This window comes from Streptomyces sp. NPDC046939 (genome assembly GCF_040644575.1).
In the GTDB taxonomy this organism is placed as follows: Bacteria; Actinomycetota; Actinomycetes; order Streptomycetales; family Streptomycetaceae; genus Streptomyces.
This window is the reverse complement of record NZ_JBEYWV010000015.1, coordinates 1-20,211: the sequence shown is the minus strand read 5'-3', so window position 1 is coordinate 20,211 and position 20,211 is coordinate 1. Positions and strand designations below refer to the sequence as shown.

Sequence of the window (20,211 nt, the reverse complement as noted above, 5' to 3'; positions counted from 1 at the left end):
ATGTGATCCGGTTCGCTTCTGCGGGCGTGCCGGAACGAGATCAAACTTCGCGGCGTCCCCCCATGTAGTGGTTTGCACGGGGTAGGGCATCCACGTGGGTCTCCTGGGGAGCCCGCATGGGGCGCTGGAGTGTGTTCCGGTTTTTGCCGATTTGAACACTTTCCGCATAGCCTTGGTTCCGCAGAGTGAATAAGGGGCCCAATAGCAGATCGCGGCTTGACTGCCCCGGATCGGCACACTTGTAATTTCACTCGTGTCGTTCAGCCGGTTTCGGTAACGGCAACATCACGGGGACGCACGGACAGACGAGGGGCGCACTATGACCGAGTCGTTTCAGGATCTGCTGGTCGAGGACGCGGAAGACGAACTCGGCTGGCAGGAGCGCGCGCTGTGCGCCCAGACCGACCCCGAGTCCTTCTTCCCCGAGAAGGGCGGTTCCACCAGAGAGGCCAAGAAGGTCTGCCTCGCCTGCGAGGTCCGCTCCGAGTGCCTCGAGTACGCACTCGCCAACGACGAGCGGTTCGGCATCTGGGGCGGCCTGTCCGAGCGCGAGCGCCGGCGGCTGAAGAAGGCCGCCGTCTGAGCCCTTGCTCCACGCGCCGCCTGACGCACCGTCAGGCCCGCTCATCGCGCGGTACGTAATGTGCCGTACGTACGGCCCGTCCCTTGTGGTTGTCCACAGGCGGCGGGTCGCCTCTGTTGTCAGCCGTTAGTGTGGGGCCCCGTCCGAGACGCCACCGTGTTCCCAGCGGACACAGGCGTCCACCACAGTCCAGCGAACCGGGGCCCGTACCTCGATGTCCGTGCACAGCCATACGGCAGACCAGTTCGGTACTGCCGCCGCCACGTTCAACCCGGGGCACGCCACAGGGCTCGACCCGAGCGGCGCCCCCGAGTTCCCCCGCCATGTCGTCACCGCCGTCCTCGTCTCGCACGACGGCGCCCGCTGGCTGCCGGCGGTCCTGTCGGGCCTGCTCGGCCAGGAGCGCCCCGTGCAGAACGCGGTGGCGGCCGACACGGGCAGCGCGGACGACTCCGCGGCCCTGGTCGCGGGCGCCCTCGGTGACGAGCGCGTCCTGCACCTCGCGCGCCGCACCGGCTTCGGCCAGGCCGTCGAGGAGGCCGTGCGCGGCGCCGGGGTGCTCACCCAGGAGGAGCTGCCCTACCTGAAGCGGCCGAGCGGCTGGGACCCCGTCACCCGCCAGTGGCGCGACGACGCCTACGAGCTGCCCGAGCTGCCGCACGGCGAGCCCGAGCAGTGGCTGTGGCTGCTGCACGACGACTGCGCGCCCGAGCCCGACGCGCTCGCCCAGATGCTGCGCGTCGTCGAGATGGAGCGCGAGGCCGGCTCCGACGTCGCGATCGTCGGCCCCAAGCTGCGCGGCTGGTACGACCGCAGGCAGCTCCTGGAGGTCGGCGTCTCCATCGCCAACTCCGGGCGCCGCTGGACCGGCCTCGACCGCCGCGAGCAGGACCAGGGCCAGCACGACCACGTACGGCCCGTCCTGTCCGTCTCCACCGCCGGCATGCTGATCCGGCGCGACGTCTTCGAGGAGCTCGGCGGCTTCGACCGCAGGCTCCCGCTGATGCGGGACGACGTCGACCTGTGCTGGCGCGCCCAGGTGGCGGGCCACCGCGTCGTCGTCGCCCCCGAGGCCGTCGTGCGGCACGCCGAGGCGTCCTCGCGCGAGCGCCGCACCGTCGACTGCGTCGGCCGCACGGCCTCGTCGCCGCACAAGGTCGACAAGGCCGGTGCGGTGTACACCCTGCTCGTCAACGCGCGCGGTGCGGTGCTGCCCTGGGTCCTGATCCGGCTCGTGCTCGGCACCCTGCTGCGCACGGTCGCGTACCTCGTCGGCAAGGTGCCCGGGCAGGCGTTCGACGAGATCACCGGTCTCATGGCGACGCTGCTGCGGCCCGGGCGGATCCTCGCCGGGCGACGGCAGCGCGGCAAGGGCGTGGTCGACGCCAAGGAGCTGCGGCCCCTGTTCCCGCCGCCCGGCGCGACCGTGCGGCTCACCGTCGAACAGATCGCCGGGAACCTCTTCGACGGCGCCGACCCCGAGACCTCCACCGCGGGACGCCACGGCGGCGGCGGGCTCGAGTCCGGGCCCGGCGACGACGACGCGGACTTCATCCAGGTCGAGCAGTTCGCCCGGCTCAAGCGCGTCGCCCGCAACCCCGGGCCGATGCTCTTCGTGGTGCTCCTGTTCGTCTCCCTCCTCGCCTGCCGCGCCCTCCTCGGCAGCGGCGCGCTCGCGGGCGGCGCCCTGCTGCCCGCGCCCGGCGCCGCCTCCGACCTGTGGTCCCGCTACCTCGACGCCTGGCACGCCACCAGCACCGGGTCCGTCGGGGCGGCGCCCCCGTACCTCGCCGTCGTCGCCGCGCTCTCCACCCTGCTCCTCGGCTCCACGGGGCTCGCCGTCACCGTGCTGCTCGTCGGCTCGGTGCCGCTCGCCGGGTTCACCGCGTACTTCGCCTCCAGGCGGCTCGTCCAGTCCCGGCTCCTGCGCGCGTGGGCGGCCGTCGCCTACGCCTTCCTGCCCGCCGCCACCGGCGCCCTCGCGGGCGGCCGCATCGGCACCTCGGTGCTCGTCATCCTGCTGCCGCTCATCGCGCGCGCGGGGGCGTCCGCGGCGGGCCTCATGAACGACAAGGGCGCGCGCGGCAGTTGGCGCGCCACCTGGGCGTACGCCCTCCTGCTGACCATCACGACGGCCTTCACGCCCATCGTCTGGCCGATCGCCCTCGTCCTCGGCCTCGCGCTCCTCGTCCTGCGCCGCCGCGAGATCACCGCGTACGGGCCGCGCTTCCTGGCCGCTCTCGGCACGCCCCTGCTGCTGCTCGCGCCCTGGTCGCTGACGCTGCTGCCGTTCGGCTTCTTCAAGGAGGCGGGACTGCCGTACGGGGAGTCCACCGGCACCGCGCTCAGCCTCCTCGGCGCCTCGCCCGGCGGCCCCGGCACCACCGGCAGCCTGCTGCTCATCGGCATCGTCCTCGCCGCGCTCGGCGCACTGCTGCGCCAGGAGCGCCGCCTCGCGGTCCTCACCGCCTGGACCGTCGCCCTCGTGGCCCTGGTCTTCGCCGTCCTGTCGAACCAGTCGGCGTGGGCCGGTCCCGCCACCCTCGTCTACGGGCTCGCGCTCCTGGCCGCCGCCGCGCTCGGCGCCGACGGCGCGCGCTCGCGCGTGGCCGAGCAGAGCTTCGGCTGGCGCCAGCCGGTCGCCGCCCTCGTCGCGTTCGCCGCGGCGGCGGGCCCCTTGCTGCTCGCCGCGGGCTGGATGATCGCCGGTGCCGACGGGCCTCTGGAGCGCCGCGACCCGGTGCAGGTCCCCGCCTTCGTCGCCGAGGAGGCCGGTACGCGCGACCAGGCCCGCACCCTCGTCCTCGCCGGCTCCACGGGCCAGGTCTCCTACGCGCTCGTCCGAGGTGCGGGCGCGCGCCTCGGCGACGGCGAGCTGACCGCCGCCGCGGGCGAGAACAAGAAACTCGACAAGGTCGTCGCCAACCTGGTCGCGGGCTCCGGCGCCGACCAGGCCGACCAGCTCGGCGGCTTCGCCGTCCGCTACGTCCTCGTACGGGACGGGGCGCCGCGCCAGATGAGCCGCGTCCTGGACGCGACCCCCGGTCTGACCCGGCTCAGCCAGCAGGACGGCACCGCCCTGTGGCGCGTCGACCGGCAGGTGGCCCGCGCGGTCGTCCTGCCCACGGCCGACACCGGGCCGACCGCCGAGCAGGCCAAGCCGCTCGCCGCGGGCCCGGTCGACCTGCACACCGAGCTGCCCGGCGGCGGCGAGGGACGCGTCCTCCGCCTCGCCGACCAGGCCGCCGAGGGCTGGACCGCCACGCTCGACGGCAAGCCCCTGACGAAGACCACGGTCGACGGCTGGGCACAGGGCTTCGAACTGCCCGCCTCGGGCGGCACCCTGGACGTCACCTACGACGCGCCGTTCACGCACACCGCCTGGCTGTGGGCGCAGGGCGCGCTCGCCCTCGTCCTCGTGGTGCTCGCGCTGCCCGGCCGCCGCAAGGACGTCGACGACGACCTCCCGGAGGAGCCGGTCCTGCCCGCCCAGGACGCCTCTGGCGACGGCCGCAGGGCGCGCCGCCTGCGCGCCCAGGCGGAGGCCGAACAGGCCGCCGCCGAGCAGACCGCCGCCGCCGAGCAGGGCGCTGCCGGGCAAGGCGCGGAGCGCCCCGGCGGCGACGCCGCCCAGGACGCGGACATCCCGGGGCAGCAGCCGTACGACGACTGGGAGCAGCCCGCGCACGCGGGCGGCGCGTACGGCACGTACACGCCGGACGACCAGCAGCAGTACCAGGGCGGCTACGGCTACGACCCGCAGTCGGGCGCCGCCTACCCCGACGCCGACTACCAGGCCGGCTCCTACGAGGCGGACCCCTATCAGGCGGATCCCTACCAGGCGGGCCAGTACGACCCGTACGCCTACGGGGGCACGTACGACGCGCAAGGGCAGTACGACCCCACGTACGAGCAGCACGGCCACGGCACCGGCAATGGCCATGACCACCGCTCCGGCCACGGCCACGGTGCAGACAGTGAGCGCCCCGACGGGAGCCAGCAGTGAACCGCACGACTCTGTCCCTGATCGCCGCGGTGACGGCCCTGGCCGCCGTCACCGGGTTCGCCGCCACGACGTCCGGCGGCGCGGACGGCGACGCTCCCGCGAAGACGGCCGCGCGGCTGCCCGTCGAGCGCTCCAGCGTGCTGTGCCCGTCGCCGGGCCTGTCCGACCTCGCGGAGACCGCCTACACCTCGTACACGCCGCCCTCCGAGGGCAGCGGCGACAAGGCGGGCAAGGCGCGGCTCGTACCCGCCGAGAGCGGCTCGGGCAGCGGCAAGGGCAAGGCGAAGCAGCCCGAGGACGTCGCCGTGCCGAAGGAGCCCGGCACGCCCGCCGCCGGTGAGGCGTCCGGCGCCGACGCGCCCGCCGTGCTCGGCACCGCCGACGGCGCCCTCGCGCCCGGCTGGACCGTGCAGCAGACCACCGAGGTCGCCGCCGGCACGGGCCGCGGCCTCGCCGGTCTCACCTGCTCCGCCCCGGACACCGACTTCTACTTCCCCGGCGCGAGCACCGCGAAGGACCGCAGCGACTACATCCACCTCACCAACCCGGACGACGAGGCCGCCGTCGTCGACGTCCAGCTCTACGGGCCCGACGGCACCGTGAAGTCCGAGGTCGGCGAGGGCATCCAGGTCGGGCCGCACGCCAGTGTCCCGGTGCTGCTGTCGACGCTGACCGACAAGCCGTACGACGACCTGACCCTGCACGTGACCGCGCGCAGCGGCCGGATCGCCGCCGCCGTGTCGGCCGCCGACGACAAGCTCGGCGGCGACTGGCTGCCCGCCGCCGCCGACCCGGCGGCCTCCCTGGTCCTGCCCGGCATCCCGAAGGACGCCACGAGTGTGCGCCTGGTCGCCTTCGCGCCGGGCCAGGACGACGCCGACCTGAAGATCCAGCTCGCGACCTCCACGGGCAGGATCGCGCCCGCGGGGAACGACACCCTGCACGTGAAGTCCGGCATGACGGCCGCCGTCGACCTCGGGGCGGTCACGCGCGGCGACGCGGGCTCCCTGCTCCTGACGCCGACCGACGGCTCCGTGCCGGTTGTGGCCGCGCTGCGCGTCGTACGCGGCAAGGGGACGAAGCAGGAGACCGCGTTCATCCCCGCCACGCGCGACATCGGCGCCCGCGCCACGGTCGCCGACAACCGCGCCAAGGGCTCCACGCTCGCCCTGACCGCGCCCGCCGCCACCGGCACGGTGAAGGTCACCGCGTCCGCCGGGACCGACGGCGGCACCGCGACCAGCAAGGAGTACACGGTCAAGGCCGGTACCACGCTGTCGGTCCCGGCGCCGGTGCCGAGCGGCCTGAAGGGCTCGTACGCGCTCACGGTGGAGCCGGTGTCGGGCGGCAAGGTCTACGGCTCGCGCATGCTGGAGGAGAGGCGGGAGGGCGTCCCGGCGTTCACCGTCCAGACGCTCCCCGACGACCGGGGGACGGTGTCGGTGCCGGACTCCGGCGAGGACCTGTCGATCCTGCAGAAGTAGCTCCGCGCGGGCCCTTTCCGCTGCTGCTCCGGCACTACGCGCGCGTGGTCGTCATTCCTCACCGTCCTCGTAGCGGGGATCGACGGTCTCCGGGGTGATCCCGAGGACCTCCGCGACCTGTTCCACCACCACGTCGTGGATCAGGGCCGCCCGTTCGTCGCGCCCCTTGGTGCGGATCTCCACGGGCCGCCGGTAGACGACCACGCGCGCGGGGGTCCCGTCCCGCGCGGGGATCATCCCGCCGAGCGGCACCGTGTCGGCGCCCCACGCCTCGTCCTCGGCGGTGAGCCGGGGCACCTCGAGGATCAGGAAGTCGACCTCGGCGAGCTGCGGCCAGCGCCGCTCCAGGCGCTCCACGGAGTCCTGCACGAGGTCCGCGAAGACCTCGGCGCGGCTCGCCGACAGCGGCACCTGCGGCGGCGCCACGGGCCCGCGCATCCCGCGGCCGTGCCGGTCGCGGCGGCGGGGCGGGCGCGGCTCGGCGGGCGAGTGGGGCGGTACCTGTCCGTCGGACGGGAGCGGGTTCTCGGCGTTGGCGGGCCTTTCCATCACCGACGCAGCGTAGTCCTCCCGGGCGGCCGGGGCGGGCCGGCTCCGCACGCGGGGCGCCATGTCGCGCGCACCGCACCCGCATGTCGCTTCCTGACCGATCAAGCCAAACTTGGGCCTGATTCCGCTTCCCTCCCGGACCGTTGATCTCATGACAATTGAAGGTATTTGTCCTGAGTGGTGACCGCTTTCAACTGTCCGGCGGTATCCGGGGCCCCGGGTCGCCGCAGGTCAAAAGCGGGCGTCCGCGGGCCGGTGTGGGCCATCTCACGCCACGACACGGTGGGGTGACCTCGGGGAGAGTCGTCGCGGCCCGCTCAGGAGTGCGGTACCGTCCAACGTCGTGAGCCCTGTACGTCGCTGTTCGCGCACCGCTTGCGGCCGTCCCGCCGTCGCGACGCTGACGTACGTCTACGCCGACTCGACCGCGGTCCTCGGCCCCCTCGCCACCTACGCCGAACCCCACTGCTACGACCTGTGCGCCGAGCACTCCGAGCGGCTCACCGCGCCGCGCGGCTGGGAGGTCGTCCGGCTCACCGACGGCACCGCCCCCACCCGCCCCAGCGGCGACGACCTGGAGGCCCTCGCCAACGCCGTGCGCGAGGCGGCCCGCCCGCAGGAGCGCGCGGCCGGAGCGGGCGGTTCCGGCGGACGCCACGCGGACCCGATGGAGGTCGCCCGCCGCGGCCACCTCCGCGTCCTGCGCTCGCCCGACAACTGACGCGCGCCGCCCCGCCCTTCGCGCCCCGCCTTCACGGGATCTTCGCCGTCGTACGCGTTGACCGGCGATCGCGCACGACACGACGATTTCGCCACCCGCACCACGGACCGGGATCCCGGAGGCGCTCGTGTTCGTCCAGCAACTGGAGCCCGTAGGCGGCTCGCTCGGCCTGTCCGCCCTCGTCGCCGCGCTGCCCCTCGTCACCGTCCTCGTCCTGCTCGGCGCCGTCCGCATGAAGGCGCACCGCGCGGGACTCATCGGCCTCGGCGTCGCCGCCCTGGTCGCCTGGCTCGCGTACGGCATGCCGCTCGGCCAGACCGCCTCCAGCGCCGCGCAAGGAGCGCTGTTCGGGCTCTTCCCCATCCTGTGGATCGTCGTCAACGCCCTGTGGGTCTACCGGATGACCGTCCGCACCCGGCACTTCGACATCCTGCGCCGCTCCTTCGGGCGCCTCTCCGACGACCCGCGCGTCCAGGCGCTCGTCATCGCGTTCTGCTTCGGCGCGCTCCTGGAGGCGCTCGCCGGGTTCGGGGCGCCCGTCGCCATCTGCTCGGTCATGCTCGTCGCCCTCGGCTTCGACCCCGTCAAGGCCGCCGTCGTCTCCCTGGTCGCCAACACGGCACCCGTCGCCTTCGGCGCCATGGGCACCCCCGTCGTCACCCTCGCCCAGGTCACCGGCCTGCCCCTGGACTCCGTCGCCTCCGTCGTCGGCCGCCAGACGCCGCTGCTCGCCCTCGTCGTGCCGCTGGTGCTCGTCGGCCTGGTGGACGGCAGGCGCGGGCTGCGCGAGACCTGGGCGCCCGCACTGGCGTGCGGAGTGGCCTTCGCCGTCGTCCAGTTCGCCGCCTCCAACTACGTCTCCGCCCAACTCGCCGACATCGGCGCCGCGCTGGCGGGTGCGGGCGCCCTCGTCGCCGTCCCCAGCGCGCGCAGGCCCGCCGCCGAACCCGTACGCGCCGCCGTCCTCACCGGCGCACGCAGCGAGGACCTCGACGAGGAGGACCCGCGCCGCGAAGTGCTGCGCGCCTACGCCCCGTACGCGCTGATCGTCGCCGTCTTCTCGGTGGCCCAGATCCCGGCGGTGAAGGACTGGCTCGCCAAGGCGACGCGCACCTTCGACTGGCCCTTCCTGAACGTCGCCGCCCCGAACGGCGAACCGGTCGGCGGCAACCTCTTCACGCTCCCGCTCGTCTCCACCGGCGGCACCCTCGTCCTGCTCGCCGGGGTCTGCACGGCGGTCGTCCTCCGCGTGCACGCGCGCGTGGCGGCCCGCGAATGGCTGGGGACGGTGCACGAGTTGCGGTTCGCGATCCTCACCGTCACGAGCGTCCTCGCCCTCGCCTACGTCATGAACCTGTCCGGGCAGGCCGCCACCATCGGCCACTTCGTGGCGGCGGCCGGCGCGGGCCTCGCCTTCCTCTCCCCGGTCCTCGGCTGGTTCGGCGTCGCCGTCTCCGGCTCCGACACCTCCGCCAACGCGCTCTTCGGCGCCCTCCAGGTGACGGCCGCACAACAGTCGGGCCTCCCGCCCGACCTGCTCGCGGCCGCGAACAGCTCCGGCGGCGTCCTCGGCAAGATGATCTCGCCGCAGAACCTGACCATCGCCTGCGCGGCCGTCGGACTCGCGGGCCGCGAGGGCGACTTGCTCCGCAAGGTGCTGCCCTGGAGCCTCGGACTGCTCCTGGTGATGTGCCTGATCGTGTACGCGCAGAGCACGTTCGTCCTGTCCTGGATGCTGCCCTGAGCGGTGGGCGACGACCGCGTGCCGTGCGCAGTCCGATGTGCTGTCTGTCCGGCCAGGTACTTTATGGGCCCATTAGTTTGTGCGTCCGAAGAGGACACTCCAGGAGGGCTGGTCCGGCCGTGGCTGCTGATCTGTCGCAGATCGTGAAGGCGTACGACGTGCGAGGGGTGGTCCCGGACCAGTGGGACGAGGAGCTCGCCGCGCTCTTCGGCGCCGCGTTCGTCCGCGTGACCGAGGCGTCGGCGATCGTCGTCGGCCATGACATGCGGCCCTCCTCGCCCGGCCTGACCCGGGCCTTCGCGCGCGGCGCCGCCGCCCTCGGCGCGGACGTCACCGAGATCGGCCTGTGCTCCACCGACCAGCTCTACTACGCCTCGGGCGCGCTGGGCCTGCCCGGCGCGATGTTCACCGCGTCGCACAACCCCGCCCAGTACAACGGCATCAAGATGTGCCGGGCCGGGGCGGCGCCGGTCGGCCAGGACACGGGTCTGGCCGACATCCGCCGCCTGGTGGAGGAGTGGAGCGAGTCGGGCGCGCCGCAGCCCGCCGCGACGCCGGGAACCCTCACTCAGCGCGACACGTTGAAGGACTACGCGGCACACCTGCGCGGCCTCGTCGACCTGACCGCCATCCGCCCCCTGAAGGTCGTGGTCGACGCGGGCAACGGCATGGGCGGGCACACCGTCCCGACGGTCTTCGAGGGTCTCCCTCTGGACCTGGTCCCCATGTACTTCGACCTGGACGGCACGTTCCCCAACCACGAGGCCAACCCGCTGGACCCGGCGAACATCGTCGACCTCCAGGCCCGCGTCCGCGCCGAAGGCGCCGACATCGGCCTCGCGTTCGACGGCGACGCGGACCGCTGCTTCGTCGTCGACGAGAACGGCGACCCCGTCTCCCCGTCCGCCATCACCGCCCTGGTCGCCTCCCGCGAACTGGCCAGGAACGGCGGCTCCGGCACGATCATCCACAACCTGATCACGTCCTGGTCCGTGCCCGAGGTCGTCAAGGAGAACGGCGGCACGCCCGTACGCACCCGCGTCGGCCACTCCTTCATCAAGCAGGAGATGGCCACCAGCGGCGCGATCTTCGGCGGCGAGCACTCCGCGCACTACTACTTCCGCGACTTCTGGAACGCCGACACGGGCATGCTCGCCGCCCTCCACGTCCTCGCGGCCCTGGGCGGCCAGGACGGCCCGCTCTCCGCCCTGGTCTCCTCCTACGACCGCTACGTCGGCTCCGGCGAGATCAACTCCACGGTCGCCGACCAGGCGGAGCGCCTGGCCGCGCTCAAGTCCACGTACGGCTCCCGCCCCGACCTCACCCTCGACACCCTCGACGGCCTCACCGTCACCGCCAAGGACTGGTGGTTCAACGTCCGCCCCTCCAACACGGAACCCCTCCTCCGCCTCAACACGGAGGCGAGGGACCGGGAGACGATGGAGAGGGTGCGGGATGAGGTACTGGGGTCGATCAGGGGCTGACCAGCGCCGACGACCGCTGCTACGGGGCTGGGGTCCCAAGCCGCTTTTACCGGGCCGAAGCCCCCCAGCCCGCCCGGCGTTTTCCCTCCAGCCCGTCCGGCGTTTACCCCCCCCAGCCCGTCCGGCGTCTGCCCCCCAGCCCGTCCGGCGTTTGAGGACGAGCCTTTAGGGCGATTCCCCGGGCGGGCCCGAGCCCCTTTCGCCGGGTCGCAGCACTCCCAGCCCGTCCGGCGTTTGAGGACGAGCCTTTAGGGCGATTCCCCGGGCGGGCCCGAGCCCCTTTCGCCGGGTCGCAGCACTCCCAGCCCGTCCGGCGTTTGAGGACGAGCCTTTAGGGCGATTCCCCGGGCGGGCCCGAGCCCCTTTCGCCGGGCCGGAGCACTCCCAGCCCGTCCGGCGCTTGAGGACGAGCCCTTAAGGCGATCACCCCGCCCGGCACAAACCCCGCCGGACCCCACCCAAGCCCCGCCCCCCGCGCCCCCGCCCGGGCCCACCAACCCGCCCAAGCCCACCGCAGCGCTACGCTGAGCTGGGCGCAAGACCCACCCCGCCGCCCCCCACCCGTACCCCGAAGGGACCCCTCATGCCGCTCGAAGCCGGCCTCCTGGAGATCCTCGCCTGCCCGGCCTGCCACGCCCCGCTGAAGGAGGCCGACGCCGAGCTGGTCTGCACCGGCACGGAGTGCGGCCTGGCCTACCCGGTCCGCGACGGCATCCCCGTCCTCCTGGTCGACGAGGCCCGCCGCCCCGCGTAACCGTCCAGCGAGCAGGAGGCCCGACGCGATGTTCGACGAAACGCTCCTGGACGATCCGGAGGCGCTGGCCAGGGCCGACCGCCGCGGTTTGCTGCGCGGCGCGGCCGAGGCGGGCGCCCGCGTCCGTACGGCGGCCCGGCACGCGGCCGAGGCCGGGGTGAACGACCTGAAGCCGGACGGCCGCCCCCGCGCCCTGCTGATCGCGGGCCCCGGCACCGCGGCCACCGGCGTCGCCGAGCTCCTGGGCCGCCTGGCGGGCGCGGCGTGCCCGGTGATCCGGCTGCGCCCGACGGGCGTGGCCCCGGCCCCGGGCGCCCTGCGCTGGGAGCTGCCCGGCTGGGCCGGCTCGGTCGACCTGCTCCTGATCGCCTCCCCGACCGGTACGGAGCCCAGCCTCTCCCTCCTCGTCGAACAGGCGTACAGGCGCGGCGTCACGGTCGTCGCCGTCTGCCCCAAGGGCGCCCCTCTGACGGAGTCCGTCGCGGGCGCGCACGGCCTGTTCGTGCCGATGGCGGCAGCCCCGTACGACCAGGACGAGGTGGCCGCGGCCTCCGCGCCGGGCACGCTCTGGTCCCTGCTGACCCCGCTCCTCGCCCTCCTGGACCGTACGGGCCTGCTGTCCGCGTCCGTGGAGACCCTGGAGAAGGTCGCCGACCGCCTCGACCGCACGGCGGAGCGCTGCGGCCCGGCGATCGCGACGTACAGCAATCCGGCCAAGACCCTCGCCTCCGAACTCGCCGAGGCGCTCCCGCTGATCTGGACGGAGGGCGCCGCCGCGGGCCCGGCGGGCCGCCGCTTCGCCGCGGCGCTCGCGGAGCTGGCGGGCCGCCCGGCGCTCGCCGCGGACCTGCCCGAGGCGCTGCCGGCCCACGGCGCGCTCCTGACCAGCGACCTGGCCGCCGGTTCGGATCCGGACGACTTCTTCCGCGACCGCGTCGAGGAGGGCCAGGCCCTGCGCGTCCGCGTGGTCCTGCTCCGCGACCGCCCCACGGGCGGCCTCTCCGCCGCGACCGCCGCCCGCGAACTGGCCCTGTCCCACGACACCCCGATCAGCGAACTGGAACCGGAAGAGGGCACGGAGCTGGAGACCCTGGCGGAACTGATCGCGGTGACGGACTTCGCGGCGGTCTACCTGGGCCTCGCCTCCACTCCGTGACGGACTTCGCGGCGGTCTACCTGGCCCTCGCCTCCACCCCGTGACGCACCACCCCCTCCCGCCCCACCCCTGACCTGATCCGCACCGCCCTCCCGGAACCCCTCCCGCCCACCGGAGAAGCCCTCAGATGGACGCCCTGACCAACACCATCCGCCCCTACGCCTGGGGCTCCACCACCGCCATCCCGGAACTCCTCGGCACCGAGCCGACCGGGGAACCCCAGGCCGAGATGTGGATGGGCGCCCACCCGGGCGCGCCGTCGCAGACCGAGCGCGGCCCCCTGGACCAGGTCATCGCCGCCGACCCGACGGCCGCCCTGGGCGAGGCGGCGGCCGAGAAGTTCGGCCCGCGCCTGCCGTTCCTGCTCAAGCTGCTCGCCGCGGGCGCGCCCCTGTCGCTGCAGGTCCACCCCGACCTCGTACAGGCGAAGGAGGGGTACGAGGCCGAGGAGGCGAAGGGCGTCCCGGTCACCGCCCCCGACCGCAACTACAAGGACGCCAACCACAAGCCCGAACTGATCTGCGCCCTCACCGAGTTCGACGGCCTGTGCGGTTTCCGCGCCCCCGAGGAGGCGGCCCGGCTCCTGGAGGGGCTCGGTGTGGACAGCCTCAAGCCGTACGTCGACCTGCTGCGCGCCCACCCGGAGGAGGCCGCGCTGCGCGAGGTCCTCACCGCCGTCCTGAGCGCGGACCGCGACGACATGGCCCGTACGGTCGCCGACGCCACGGCCGCCGCCCAGCGCATCGGCGGCGCCTACGAGCCGTACGCGGGCATCGCCCACCACTACCCCGGCGACCCGGGCGTCATCGCGGCGATGCTGCTCAACCACGTACGACTGCACCCGGGCGAGGCCCTGTTCCTCGGCGCGGGCGTCCCGCACGCGTATCTGAACGGCCTCGGCGTCGAGATCATGGCCAATTCGGACAACGTCCTGCGCTGCGGCCTCACCCCCAAGCACGTCGACGTCCCCGAACTGCTCCGCATCGTCCGCTTCGAGGCCACCGACCCCGGCGTGCTGCGCCCGGAGGCCGCCGCCGACGGCGAAGAGGTCTACGACACGCCGATCGACGAGTTCCGCCTCTCCCGCTTCGTGCTCCCGGGGGCCGCCCCCGCCCACGACCTGACGGCCGCCACCCCGCAGATCCTGCTCTGCACGGCCGGCACGGTCCGCGCGGGCGACCTCACCCTGGCCCCCGGCCGCTCCGCTTTCGTCCCCGCGGGCGAAAAGGTCGAAGTGTCCGGACCCGGCACGCTCTTCCGCGCGACCGTCGTGGCCTGACCCCCGCCCCTCCCGTCCCGTGCTGCAACAATGGCCCACCGCAAAAAATGGGCAAAAGCAGTAGCAGCACCACCACCAGTCACAGCAGCACGGGACGTACGAAGGGACACCGGGAACAACATGAGTGCTTCAGGCGGAGCAAAGGCGATCGTGGCGGCGCTCGCCGCCAACCTCGCCATCGCGGTATCGAAGTTCGTGGCGTTCCTCTTCAGCGGCTCCTCGTCGATGCTCGCGGAGGCCGTCCACTCCCTCGCCGACTCCGGCAACCAGTTCCTGCTGCTCATCGGCGGCAAGAAGGCCCAGCGCGAGGCGACCCCGCAACACCCGTTCGGCTACGGCCGCGAACGCTACATCTACGCCTTCCTCGTCTCGATCGTCCTCTTCTCCGTCGGCGGCATGTTCGCCGTCTACGAGGGCTACGAGAAGATCAAGCACCCCCACGAACTCGAACACTGGTACTGGCCGGTCGGCGTCCTCGTCTTCGCGATCATCGCCGAGGGCTTCTCCTTCCGTACGGCCATCAAGGAATCGAACCAGCTGCGCGGGAAGCTCTCCTGGGGCCAGTTCATCAAGCGCGCCAAGGCCCCTGAGCTGCCCGTCGTCCTCCTGGAGGACTTCGGCGCGCTGATCGGTCTCGTCCTCGCCCTGTTCGGCGTCGGCCTCACCCTCGCCACCGGCGAAGGCGTCTGGGACGGCATCGGCACCCTCTGCATCGGCCTCCTCCTCATCGCCATCGCGATCGTCCTCGCCCTGGAGACGAAGTCGCTCCTGCTCGGCGAGGCCGCCGGCACGGACGAGGTCCGCAAGATCGAGGAGGCGGTCGTCGACGGCGACACCGTCACCGGCCTCATCCACATGCGCACGCTCCACCTCGGCCCCGAGGAGCTCCTCGTCGCCGCGAAGATCGCCGTCCAGCACGACGACACCGCCGCCGAGGTCGCGCGCGCCATCGACGCCGCCGAGGCCCGCATCCGCGCCGCCGTCCCGATCGCCCGCGTCATCTACCTCGAACCCGACATCTACAGCGAGGCCGAGGCCGCCAAGGGCCCCGATCGCGAGGCGACGCCGGGCGGCCCCACCCCGGCCCCGAGCCACTGACCCCACCCTGACCCCACCCTCCGGGTGACGCCTTTCGGCCACGCCCCACCCCCGACCCGACGGAGAGGGGGTGGGGCGGACTGAGCCGATCGGTGTAGATTCGTAACGAGCCAGACGTCGCTGCTGATGGCGGTCGGGCAACCCGCGCGACGGGTCGTCCGAGGGAGAGAGGGCCTCCGACGGACTGCGCTGCGCGCGCCGGGGAACGCTGGTGTCCCGACGGGGAGCACGAGCACGTGTGCTCCACCTAAGGACACGCATGTCCGTCGGCGCCGCAGACCAGCCATGCGCACACCCGACCCTGGGCATGCGCGACCCAAGCCCACCTCGACCATCTGCAACTGCACCGAGGAGCAGCTCACCTATGACTTCTGTCGCCGCCCGACAGGACCAGGACTTCAAGGTCGCCGATCTCTCCCTCGCCGAGTTCGGCCGCAAGGAGATCACCCTCGCCGAGCACGAGATGCCCGGCCTCATGGCGATCCGCAAGGAGTACGCCGAGGCGCAGCCGCTGGCCGGCGCCCGCGTCACCGGCTCCCTGCACATGACGGTCCAGACGGCCGTCCTCATCGAGACCCTCGTCGCCCTCGGCGCCGAGGTCCGCTGGGCGTCCTGCAACATCTTCTCCACCCAGGACCACGCCGCCGCGGCCATCGCCGTCGGCCCGAACGGCACCCCGGACAACCCCCAGGGCGTCCCGGTCTTCGCCTGGAAGGGCGAGACGCTCGAAGAGTACTGGTGGTGCACGGAGCAGGCGCTGACCTGGCCGAACACCCCCACCGGCGGCCCGAACATGATCCTGGACGACGGTGGCGACGCCACCCTCCTCGTCCACAAGGGCGTCGAGTACGAGAAGGACGGCAAGGTCCCCTCCGTCGACACCGCCGAGTCCGACGAGCACCGCGTCATCCTCGAACTCCTGCACCGCACGATCTCCAACGGCTCGCAGAAGTGGACCCAGCTCGCCTCGGAGATCCGCGGCGTGACCGAGGAGACCACGACCGGCGTCCACCGCCTGTACGAGATGCAGCGCGAAGGCACCCTCCTCTTCCCCGCGATCAACGTGAACGACGCGGTGACGAAGTCGAAGTTCGACAACAAGTACGGCTGCCGCCACTCCCTGATCGACGGCATCAACCGCGCCACCGACGTCCTCATCGGCGGCAAGACCGCCGTCGTCTGCGGCTACGGCGACGTGGGCAAGGGCTGCGCGGAGTCGCTGCGCGGCCAGGGCGCCCGCGTGATCGTCACCGAGATCGACCCGATCTGCGCGCTGCAGGCCGCGATGGACGGCTACCAGGTCACGACGCTCGACGAGGTCATCGACAAGGCCGACATCTTCGTCACCACGACCGGCAACAAGGACATCATCATGGCCTCGGACATGGCCAAGATGAAGCACCAGGCGATCGTCGGCAACATCGGCCACTTCGACAACGAGATCGACATGGCCGGCCTCGCGAAGATCGAGGGCATCGTCAAGGACGAGGTCAAGCCGCAGGTCCACACCTGGACCTTCCCGGACGGCAAGGTCATCATCGTGCTGTCCGAGGGCCGCCTGCTCAACCTGGGCAACGCGACCGGCCACCCGTCCTTCGTGATGTCCAACTCCTTCGCGGACCAGACCCTGGCCCAGATCGAGCTGTTCACCAAGCAGTCCGAGTACCCGACCGACGTCTACGTGCTCCCCAAGCACCTCGACGAGAAGGTCGCCCGCCTCCACCTGGACTCGCTCGGCGTGAAGCTGACGACGCTCCGCCCGGAGCAGGCCGCGTACATCGGCGTCGAGGTCGAGGGCCCGTACAAGCCGGACCACTACCGCTACTGACACCGAGCACCACGACCCCACCGGTCGCGCTCACGAAGTGACAGGACAGGCCCCCGCACCCCCGTGCCGGGGGCCTGTCCCGTACCCCGCGCGACCACGACCGTCACCGGCCGGCAGGTCGCCAGCTCTCACCGTCTTCGCAGAAGGACCCCGCGCACCCCATGCCCCGAGGCCGCTACTCGCTCCACGATCCGCACGATCACACCCCCCTCGGTGACGAGCACTTCCACTGCGCCCCCGGCCCTTCCGGATGGCGCTACGTGGCTCAACGGACCACCCCCTCCGGCGACCACGCCGGCTCGATCGACCTCGCCCTGGACGACCTCGGCCGCCCCATCCGTCTCGAGGTGAACGCCGCGAGCTGGCAGGTACGAGGAGCCGCCATCGACGGCGTGACCTGGGTACGCACCGACCCCACCGGCACTCACGCCACCGAGGGCAACGCCCCCGCCCATGCCTTCACCGGCACGTCCCCCGCGTTCCTCGTCGCCACCGCGCGACTGCTGAACCTCACCCCCGATTCCCCCTCGACCCGCGTACGCCTGGTCGCCCTCACGGATCCCGTGCTGGCGCCCCGCACCCTGGACCAGTCCTGGACGTTGCTGAACAGCGAAGCACACGCCACTGACAACGGCCCCCTCGTCGTGGACGCGTACCAGGTCACGGCCCTGGACACGGGGGAGCAGCACACCGTCCACATCAGCGGCGACGTGGTCCTGGCGGCCCCGGGCATCGAGCTGGAGGACCTGGAGACACCTCCGTCGGCCTTCAACTGACCGAGGCCGGGTGTCGGGCCGTGAACGTCAGGCGGGCGGGGCGAACCCGGTGGCCGGCGGCGGCTCCGGATCCTGGGATTCGGACGCGGGCGCGGGCGCAGACGGGGGAGCGGATGGGGGAGCGGATGGGGACGGAGGAGTGGACGGGGCCGGGGCTGTAGGACCGGGCATGGGCACGGGCATCGGCATGGAGGCGGGCGGGGCGTAAGCCGCCGGTCCCTGTGCGACGGGGCCCGAGCCGAACGCCCGCCGTACCTCACGCGACTGCCGCTCATGCATCAAAGCCGCCAGGAACGCCGCAGGCGGTACGTCACGCGGCGCGGGCGCCCCCGTGTGCGCGGCGAGATCGGCAGCGAGCCGCTCGGCCATGCCCCAGCCGACCTGCGGATCCAACTGTCCCATCCGCGTCAGATACTGCCGCACGGCGAGCCACAGCCCCTCCGGCACCGCCGACAGGTCCACCTGCGCGAACCGCCCCACGAGCCACGGCGGCGGAGGCGGCACGACCGCGGCCTGCCCGGTCGGCACCCGTTCGCGCACGACGAGCGTCCCCGCGAACACGTCACCGACCCGCCGCCCGCGCGCGGAGACGAGCGAGGCGATGCACGCCACGACTCCGAAGGTCATCAGGATCTCCACCACTCCGACGGCCCCGCGCACCAGCGCGTGCCGGAACCGGACCGGCCCCCCGTCGTCCCGCACGACCCGCAGCCCGCACGCGAGCTTCCCGAGCGACCGCCCGTGGCTCAGCGTCTCCACCGCGATCGGCACCCCCACGAGCACGAGCAGGAACAACGCCACCGAGAGGGAGGCCGAGGCGGCGTCGTCGAGAGACGCCGTCGAGGCCACCACGGCTATCGTCACGGCGATGTAGACGGCGAACGTCACCACCAGATCGATGAGCACGGCGAGCGCACGGCTCGGCAGCTTCGCGGGCCGCAGCTCCAAGGCCACTGCCTCACCCGTCACCAGCTCACTCACGCCGGCCACCCACCCTTCCCTGACCTGCCCCATGAACCGCCAGTCTGCCAAGCTGAGGACACGTCGCGCCGCACAGGTGCCGGAAAGCGAGGAGCAGCAGACCGGATGGACCTCGACGTCTTCGTGTCCGCCCACCGTGCCGAGTGGGACCGCCTGGACGCACTGCTGCGCCGCCGACGCCGCCTCACCGGCACGGAGGCGGACGAACTGGTCTCCCTCTACCAGCGGACGGCGACCCACCTCTCGCTCATCCAGTCGAGCGCCCCGGACCCGAGAGTCGTCGGCCGTCTCACCCAACTCGTGGCACGCGCGCGTAGCGCGGTGACCGGCACGCGCCGCGCCTCATGGCGCGACGTCACCCGCTTCCTCACCCACGGCTTCCCGGCCGCGGTCTACAGAGCGCGCCACTGGTGGGTGCCCACAGCGCTCATATCCACGGCGATAGCCGCCCTGATCGGCTGGTGGATAGGCACCCACCCCGACATACAGGCGTCCATAGCCGCCCCGTCCGAGCTCCGCGAGATGACCCGCCCCGGCGGCCAGTACGAGACGTACTACTCGAGCCACCCGGCCACGTCCTTCGCGGCCCAGGTATGGACGAACAATGCGCAAGCCACCGCGATGTGCCTGGTCCTGGGCATCTTCCTGGGCCTGCCCGTCCTGTGGATCCTCTTCCAGAACATGCTCAACGTCGGCATCGGCATAGGACTGATGACATCCGCGGGCCGGCTCGACACCTTCCTCGGCCTGATCCTTCCGCACGGCCTCCTCGAACTGACCGCGGTCTTCGTGGCAGCCGGGACCGGACTGCGCCTCGGCTGGACCGTCATCGACCCCGGCCCCCGCACGCGCCGGACCGCCCTCGCGGAGGAGGGCCGAGCGGCGATCGGCATGGCGATCGGCCTGGCTCTGGTCCTCTTCGTCTCCGGCGCCATCGAAGGCTTCGTCACCCCTTCGGGCCTCCCGACCTGGGCCCGTATCGGCATCGGCATCGTCGCCGAGCTGGCCTTCCTCACGTACGTGTACGTCCTCGGAGGCCGCGCGGCACGGGCAGGCGAAACCGGCGACTTGGAGACGGCGGAACGCAGCGCTGTCGTACCGACCGCTGCGTGATGTGCATACGGCTCATCTGACCTGCTAGTCTCCTCTTCGCCCCGGAAAGACCGTTGACATGGTCGAACCGGGGAGGTAGATTCGAACAGTTGCCCCGAGTTCGACAAGGCTCGCTCGCAACCGTTAGTATCTAGCGCGCTTCACGAAATAACATTCTTCGAGAAGCCCCCGATCATTTCAGAGAATGCAGCCGGTCAGTCCGGCCCAAACCTTCTGATAAAGTTCGGATCAGCCGAAAGGCAAAGGCCCTCCAACGGCCACCGGAAATGAATTCCGCACCGGAAACGGAACGGAAAACGGATCTGGTAAAGTTGGAAACGCAAGACCGAAGGGAAGCGCCCGGAGGAAAGCCCGAGAGGGTGAGTACAAAGGAAGCGTCCGTTCCTTGAGAACTCAACAGCGTGCCAAAAGTCAACGCCAGATATGTTGATACCCCGTCTCCGGCCATCACGGCTGGGGCGAGGTTCCTTTGAAGAAAAACACAGCGAGGACGCTGTGACCGGACGGGACTATTCCTCCTGTCTGGTCCGCTCTCGTGGTGTCACCCCGATCACGGGGAAACATTCACGGAGAGTTTGATCCTGGCTCAGGACGAACGCTGGCGGCGTGCTTAACACATGCAAGTCGAACGATGAAGCCCTTCGGGGTGGATTAG

15 protein-coding genes and 1 rRNA gene are annotated in these 20,211 nt (G+C 72.2%); 14 read left to right on the top strand and 2 right to left on the bottom strand.

The window, feature by feature from the left end:
- Window positions 1-319: 319 nt before the first annotated feature.
- The 3 genes from ABZ877_RS18015 (at window position 320) to ABZ877_RS18005 (ending at window position 6,073) form a co-directional block, all read left to right on the top strand.
- The gene (locus ABZ877_RS18015; protein ID WP_266605256.1) at window positions 320-583 is read left to right on the top strand and encodes a WhiB family transcriptional regulator; all 264 of its coding nucleotides are present in this window, start codon (window positions 320-322) and stop codon (window positions 581-583) included.
- A 214-nt stretch (window positions 584-797) separates the two neighbouring features.
- On the top strand, window positions 798-4,589 hold the full coding sequence (locus ABZ877_RS18010) for a glycosyltransferase (RefSeq protein ID WP_361071641.1): 3,792 nt from the start codon (window positions 798-800) through the stop codon (window positions 4,587-4,589).
- A complete protein-coding gene (locus tag ABZ877_RS18005; protein WP_361071638.1) occupies window positions 4,586-6,073 on the top strand; it encodes a DUF5719 family protein in 1,488 nt (495 codons plus the stop codon). The genes ABZ877_RS18010 and ABZ877_RS18005 overlap by 4 nt, the downstream gene beginning before the upstream one ends.
- 51 nt (window positions 6,074-6,124) lie before the next feature.
- Here the strand turns inward: ABZ877_RS18005 and ABZ877_RS18000 are convergent, their stop codons facing one another.
- The gene (locus tag ABZ877_RS18000; protein WP_361072082.1) at window positions 6,125-6,511 is read right to left on the bottom strand and encodes a metallopeptidase family protein; all 387 of its coding nucleotides are present in this window, start codon (window positions 6,509-6,511) and stop codon (window positions 6,125-6,127) included.
- A gap of 454 nt (window positions 6,512-6,965) precedes the next feature.
- Here ABZ877_RS18000 and ABZ877_RS17995 point away from each other — a divergent pair, with 454 nt between their 5' ends.
- From ABZ877_RS17995 to ABZ877_RS17955, 9 genes are all read left to right on the top strand, one after another.
- Window positions 6,966-7,343, top strand: coding sequence for a DUF3499 domain-containing protein (locus ABZ877_RS17995; protein WP_361071635.1), 378 nt, complete (start codon window positions 6,966-6,968; stop codon window positions 7,341-7,343).
- 127 nt (window positions 7,344-7,470) lie between these two features.
- Window positions 7,471-9,087 carry an L-lactate permease gene (locus ABZ877_RS17990; RefSeq protein ID WP_361071632.1) on the top strand — a complete coding sequence of 539 codons (1,617 nt, stop codon included), beginning with the start codon at window positions 7,471-7,473 and terminating at the stop codon, window positions 9,085-9,087.
- Between the two features lie 119 nt (window positions 9,088-9,206).
- Window positions 9,207-10,571 (top strand): phosphomannomutase/phosphoglucomutase, encoded by a 1,365-nt coding sequence (locus ABZ877_RS17985; RefSeq protein WP_361071629.1) that lies wholly within the window; start codon window positions 9,207-9,209, stop codon window positions 10,569-10,571.
- Between the two features lie 583 nt (window positions 10,572-11,154).
- The gene (locus ABZ877_RS17980; protein ID WP_361071626.1) at window positions 11,155-11,325 is read left to right on the top strand and encodes a Trm112 family protein; all 171 of its coding nucleotides are present in this window, start codon (window positions 11,155-11,157) and stop codon (window positions 11,323-11,325) included.
- 28 nt (window positions 11,326-11,353) lie between these two features.
- On the top strand, window positions 11,354-12,481 hold the full coding sequence (locus ABZ877_RS17975) for an SIS domain-containing protein (RefSeq protein ID WP_361071623.1): 1,128 nt from the start codon (window positions 11,354-11,356) through the stop codon (window positions 12,479-12,481).
- Between the two features lie 127 nt (window positions 12,482-12,608).
- Window positions 12,609-13,760, top strand: a complete 1,152-nt coding sequence (gene manA / locus ABZ877_RS17970) for a mannose-6-phosphate isomerase, class I (RefSeq protein ID WP_361071620.1) — start codon at window positions 12,609-12,611, stop codon at window positions 13,758-13,760.
- Window positions 13,761-13,880: 120 nt separating this feature from the next.
- Window positions 13,881-14,858, top strand: a complete 978-nt coding sequence (locus tag ABZ877_RS17965; protein ID WP_361071617.1) for a cation diffusion facilitator family transporter — start codon at window positions 13,881-13,883, stop codon at window positions 14,856-14,858.
- 364 nt (window positions 14,859-15,222) lie between these two features.
- The gene (ahcY, locus tag ABZ877_RS17960; protein WP_361071614.1) at window positions 15,223-16,686 is read left to right on the top strand and encodes an adenosylhomocysteinase; all 1,464 of its coding nucleotides are present in this window, start codon (window positions 15,223-15,225) and stop codon (window positions 16,684-16,686) included.
- A 161-nt stretch (window positions 16,687-16,847) separates the two neighbouring features.
- The gene (locus ABZ877_RS17955; protein ID WP_361071612.1) at window positions 16,848-17,462 is read left to right on the top strand and encodes a hypothetical protein; all 615 of its coding nucleotides are present in this window, start codon (window positions 16,848-16,850) and stop codon (window positions 17,460-17,462) included.
- Between the two features lie 27 nt (window positions 17,463-17,489).
- Here the strand turns inward: ABZ877_RS17955 and ABZ877_RS17950 are convergent, their stop codons facing one another.
- On the bottom strand, window positions 17,490-18,443 hold the full coding sequence (locus ABZ877_RS17950) for an RDD family protein (protein ID WP_361072079.1): 954 nt from the start codon (window positions 18,441-18,443) through the stop codon (window positions 17,490-17,492).
- Between the two features lie 105 nt (window positions 18,444-18,548).
- Here ABZ877_RS17950 and ABZ877_RS17945 point away from each other — a divergent pair, with 105 nt between their 5' ends.
- A complete protein-coding gene (locus ABZ877_RS17945; RefSeq protein ID WP_361071609.1) occupies window positions 18,549-19,556 on the top strand; it encodes a stage II sporulation protein M in 1,008 nt (335 codons plus the stop codon).
- A 563-nt stretch (window positions 19,557-20,119) separates the two neighbouring features.
- A 16S ribosomal RNA gene (locus ABZ877_RS17940) occupies window positions 20,120-20,211 on the top strand; the annotation flags it as partial.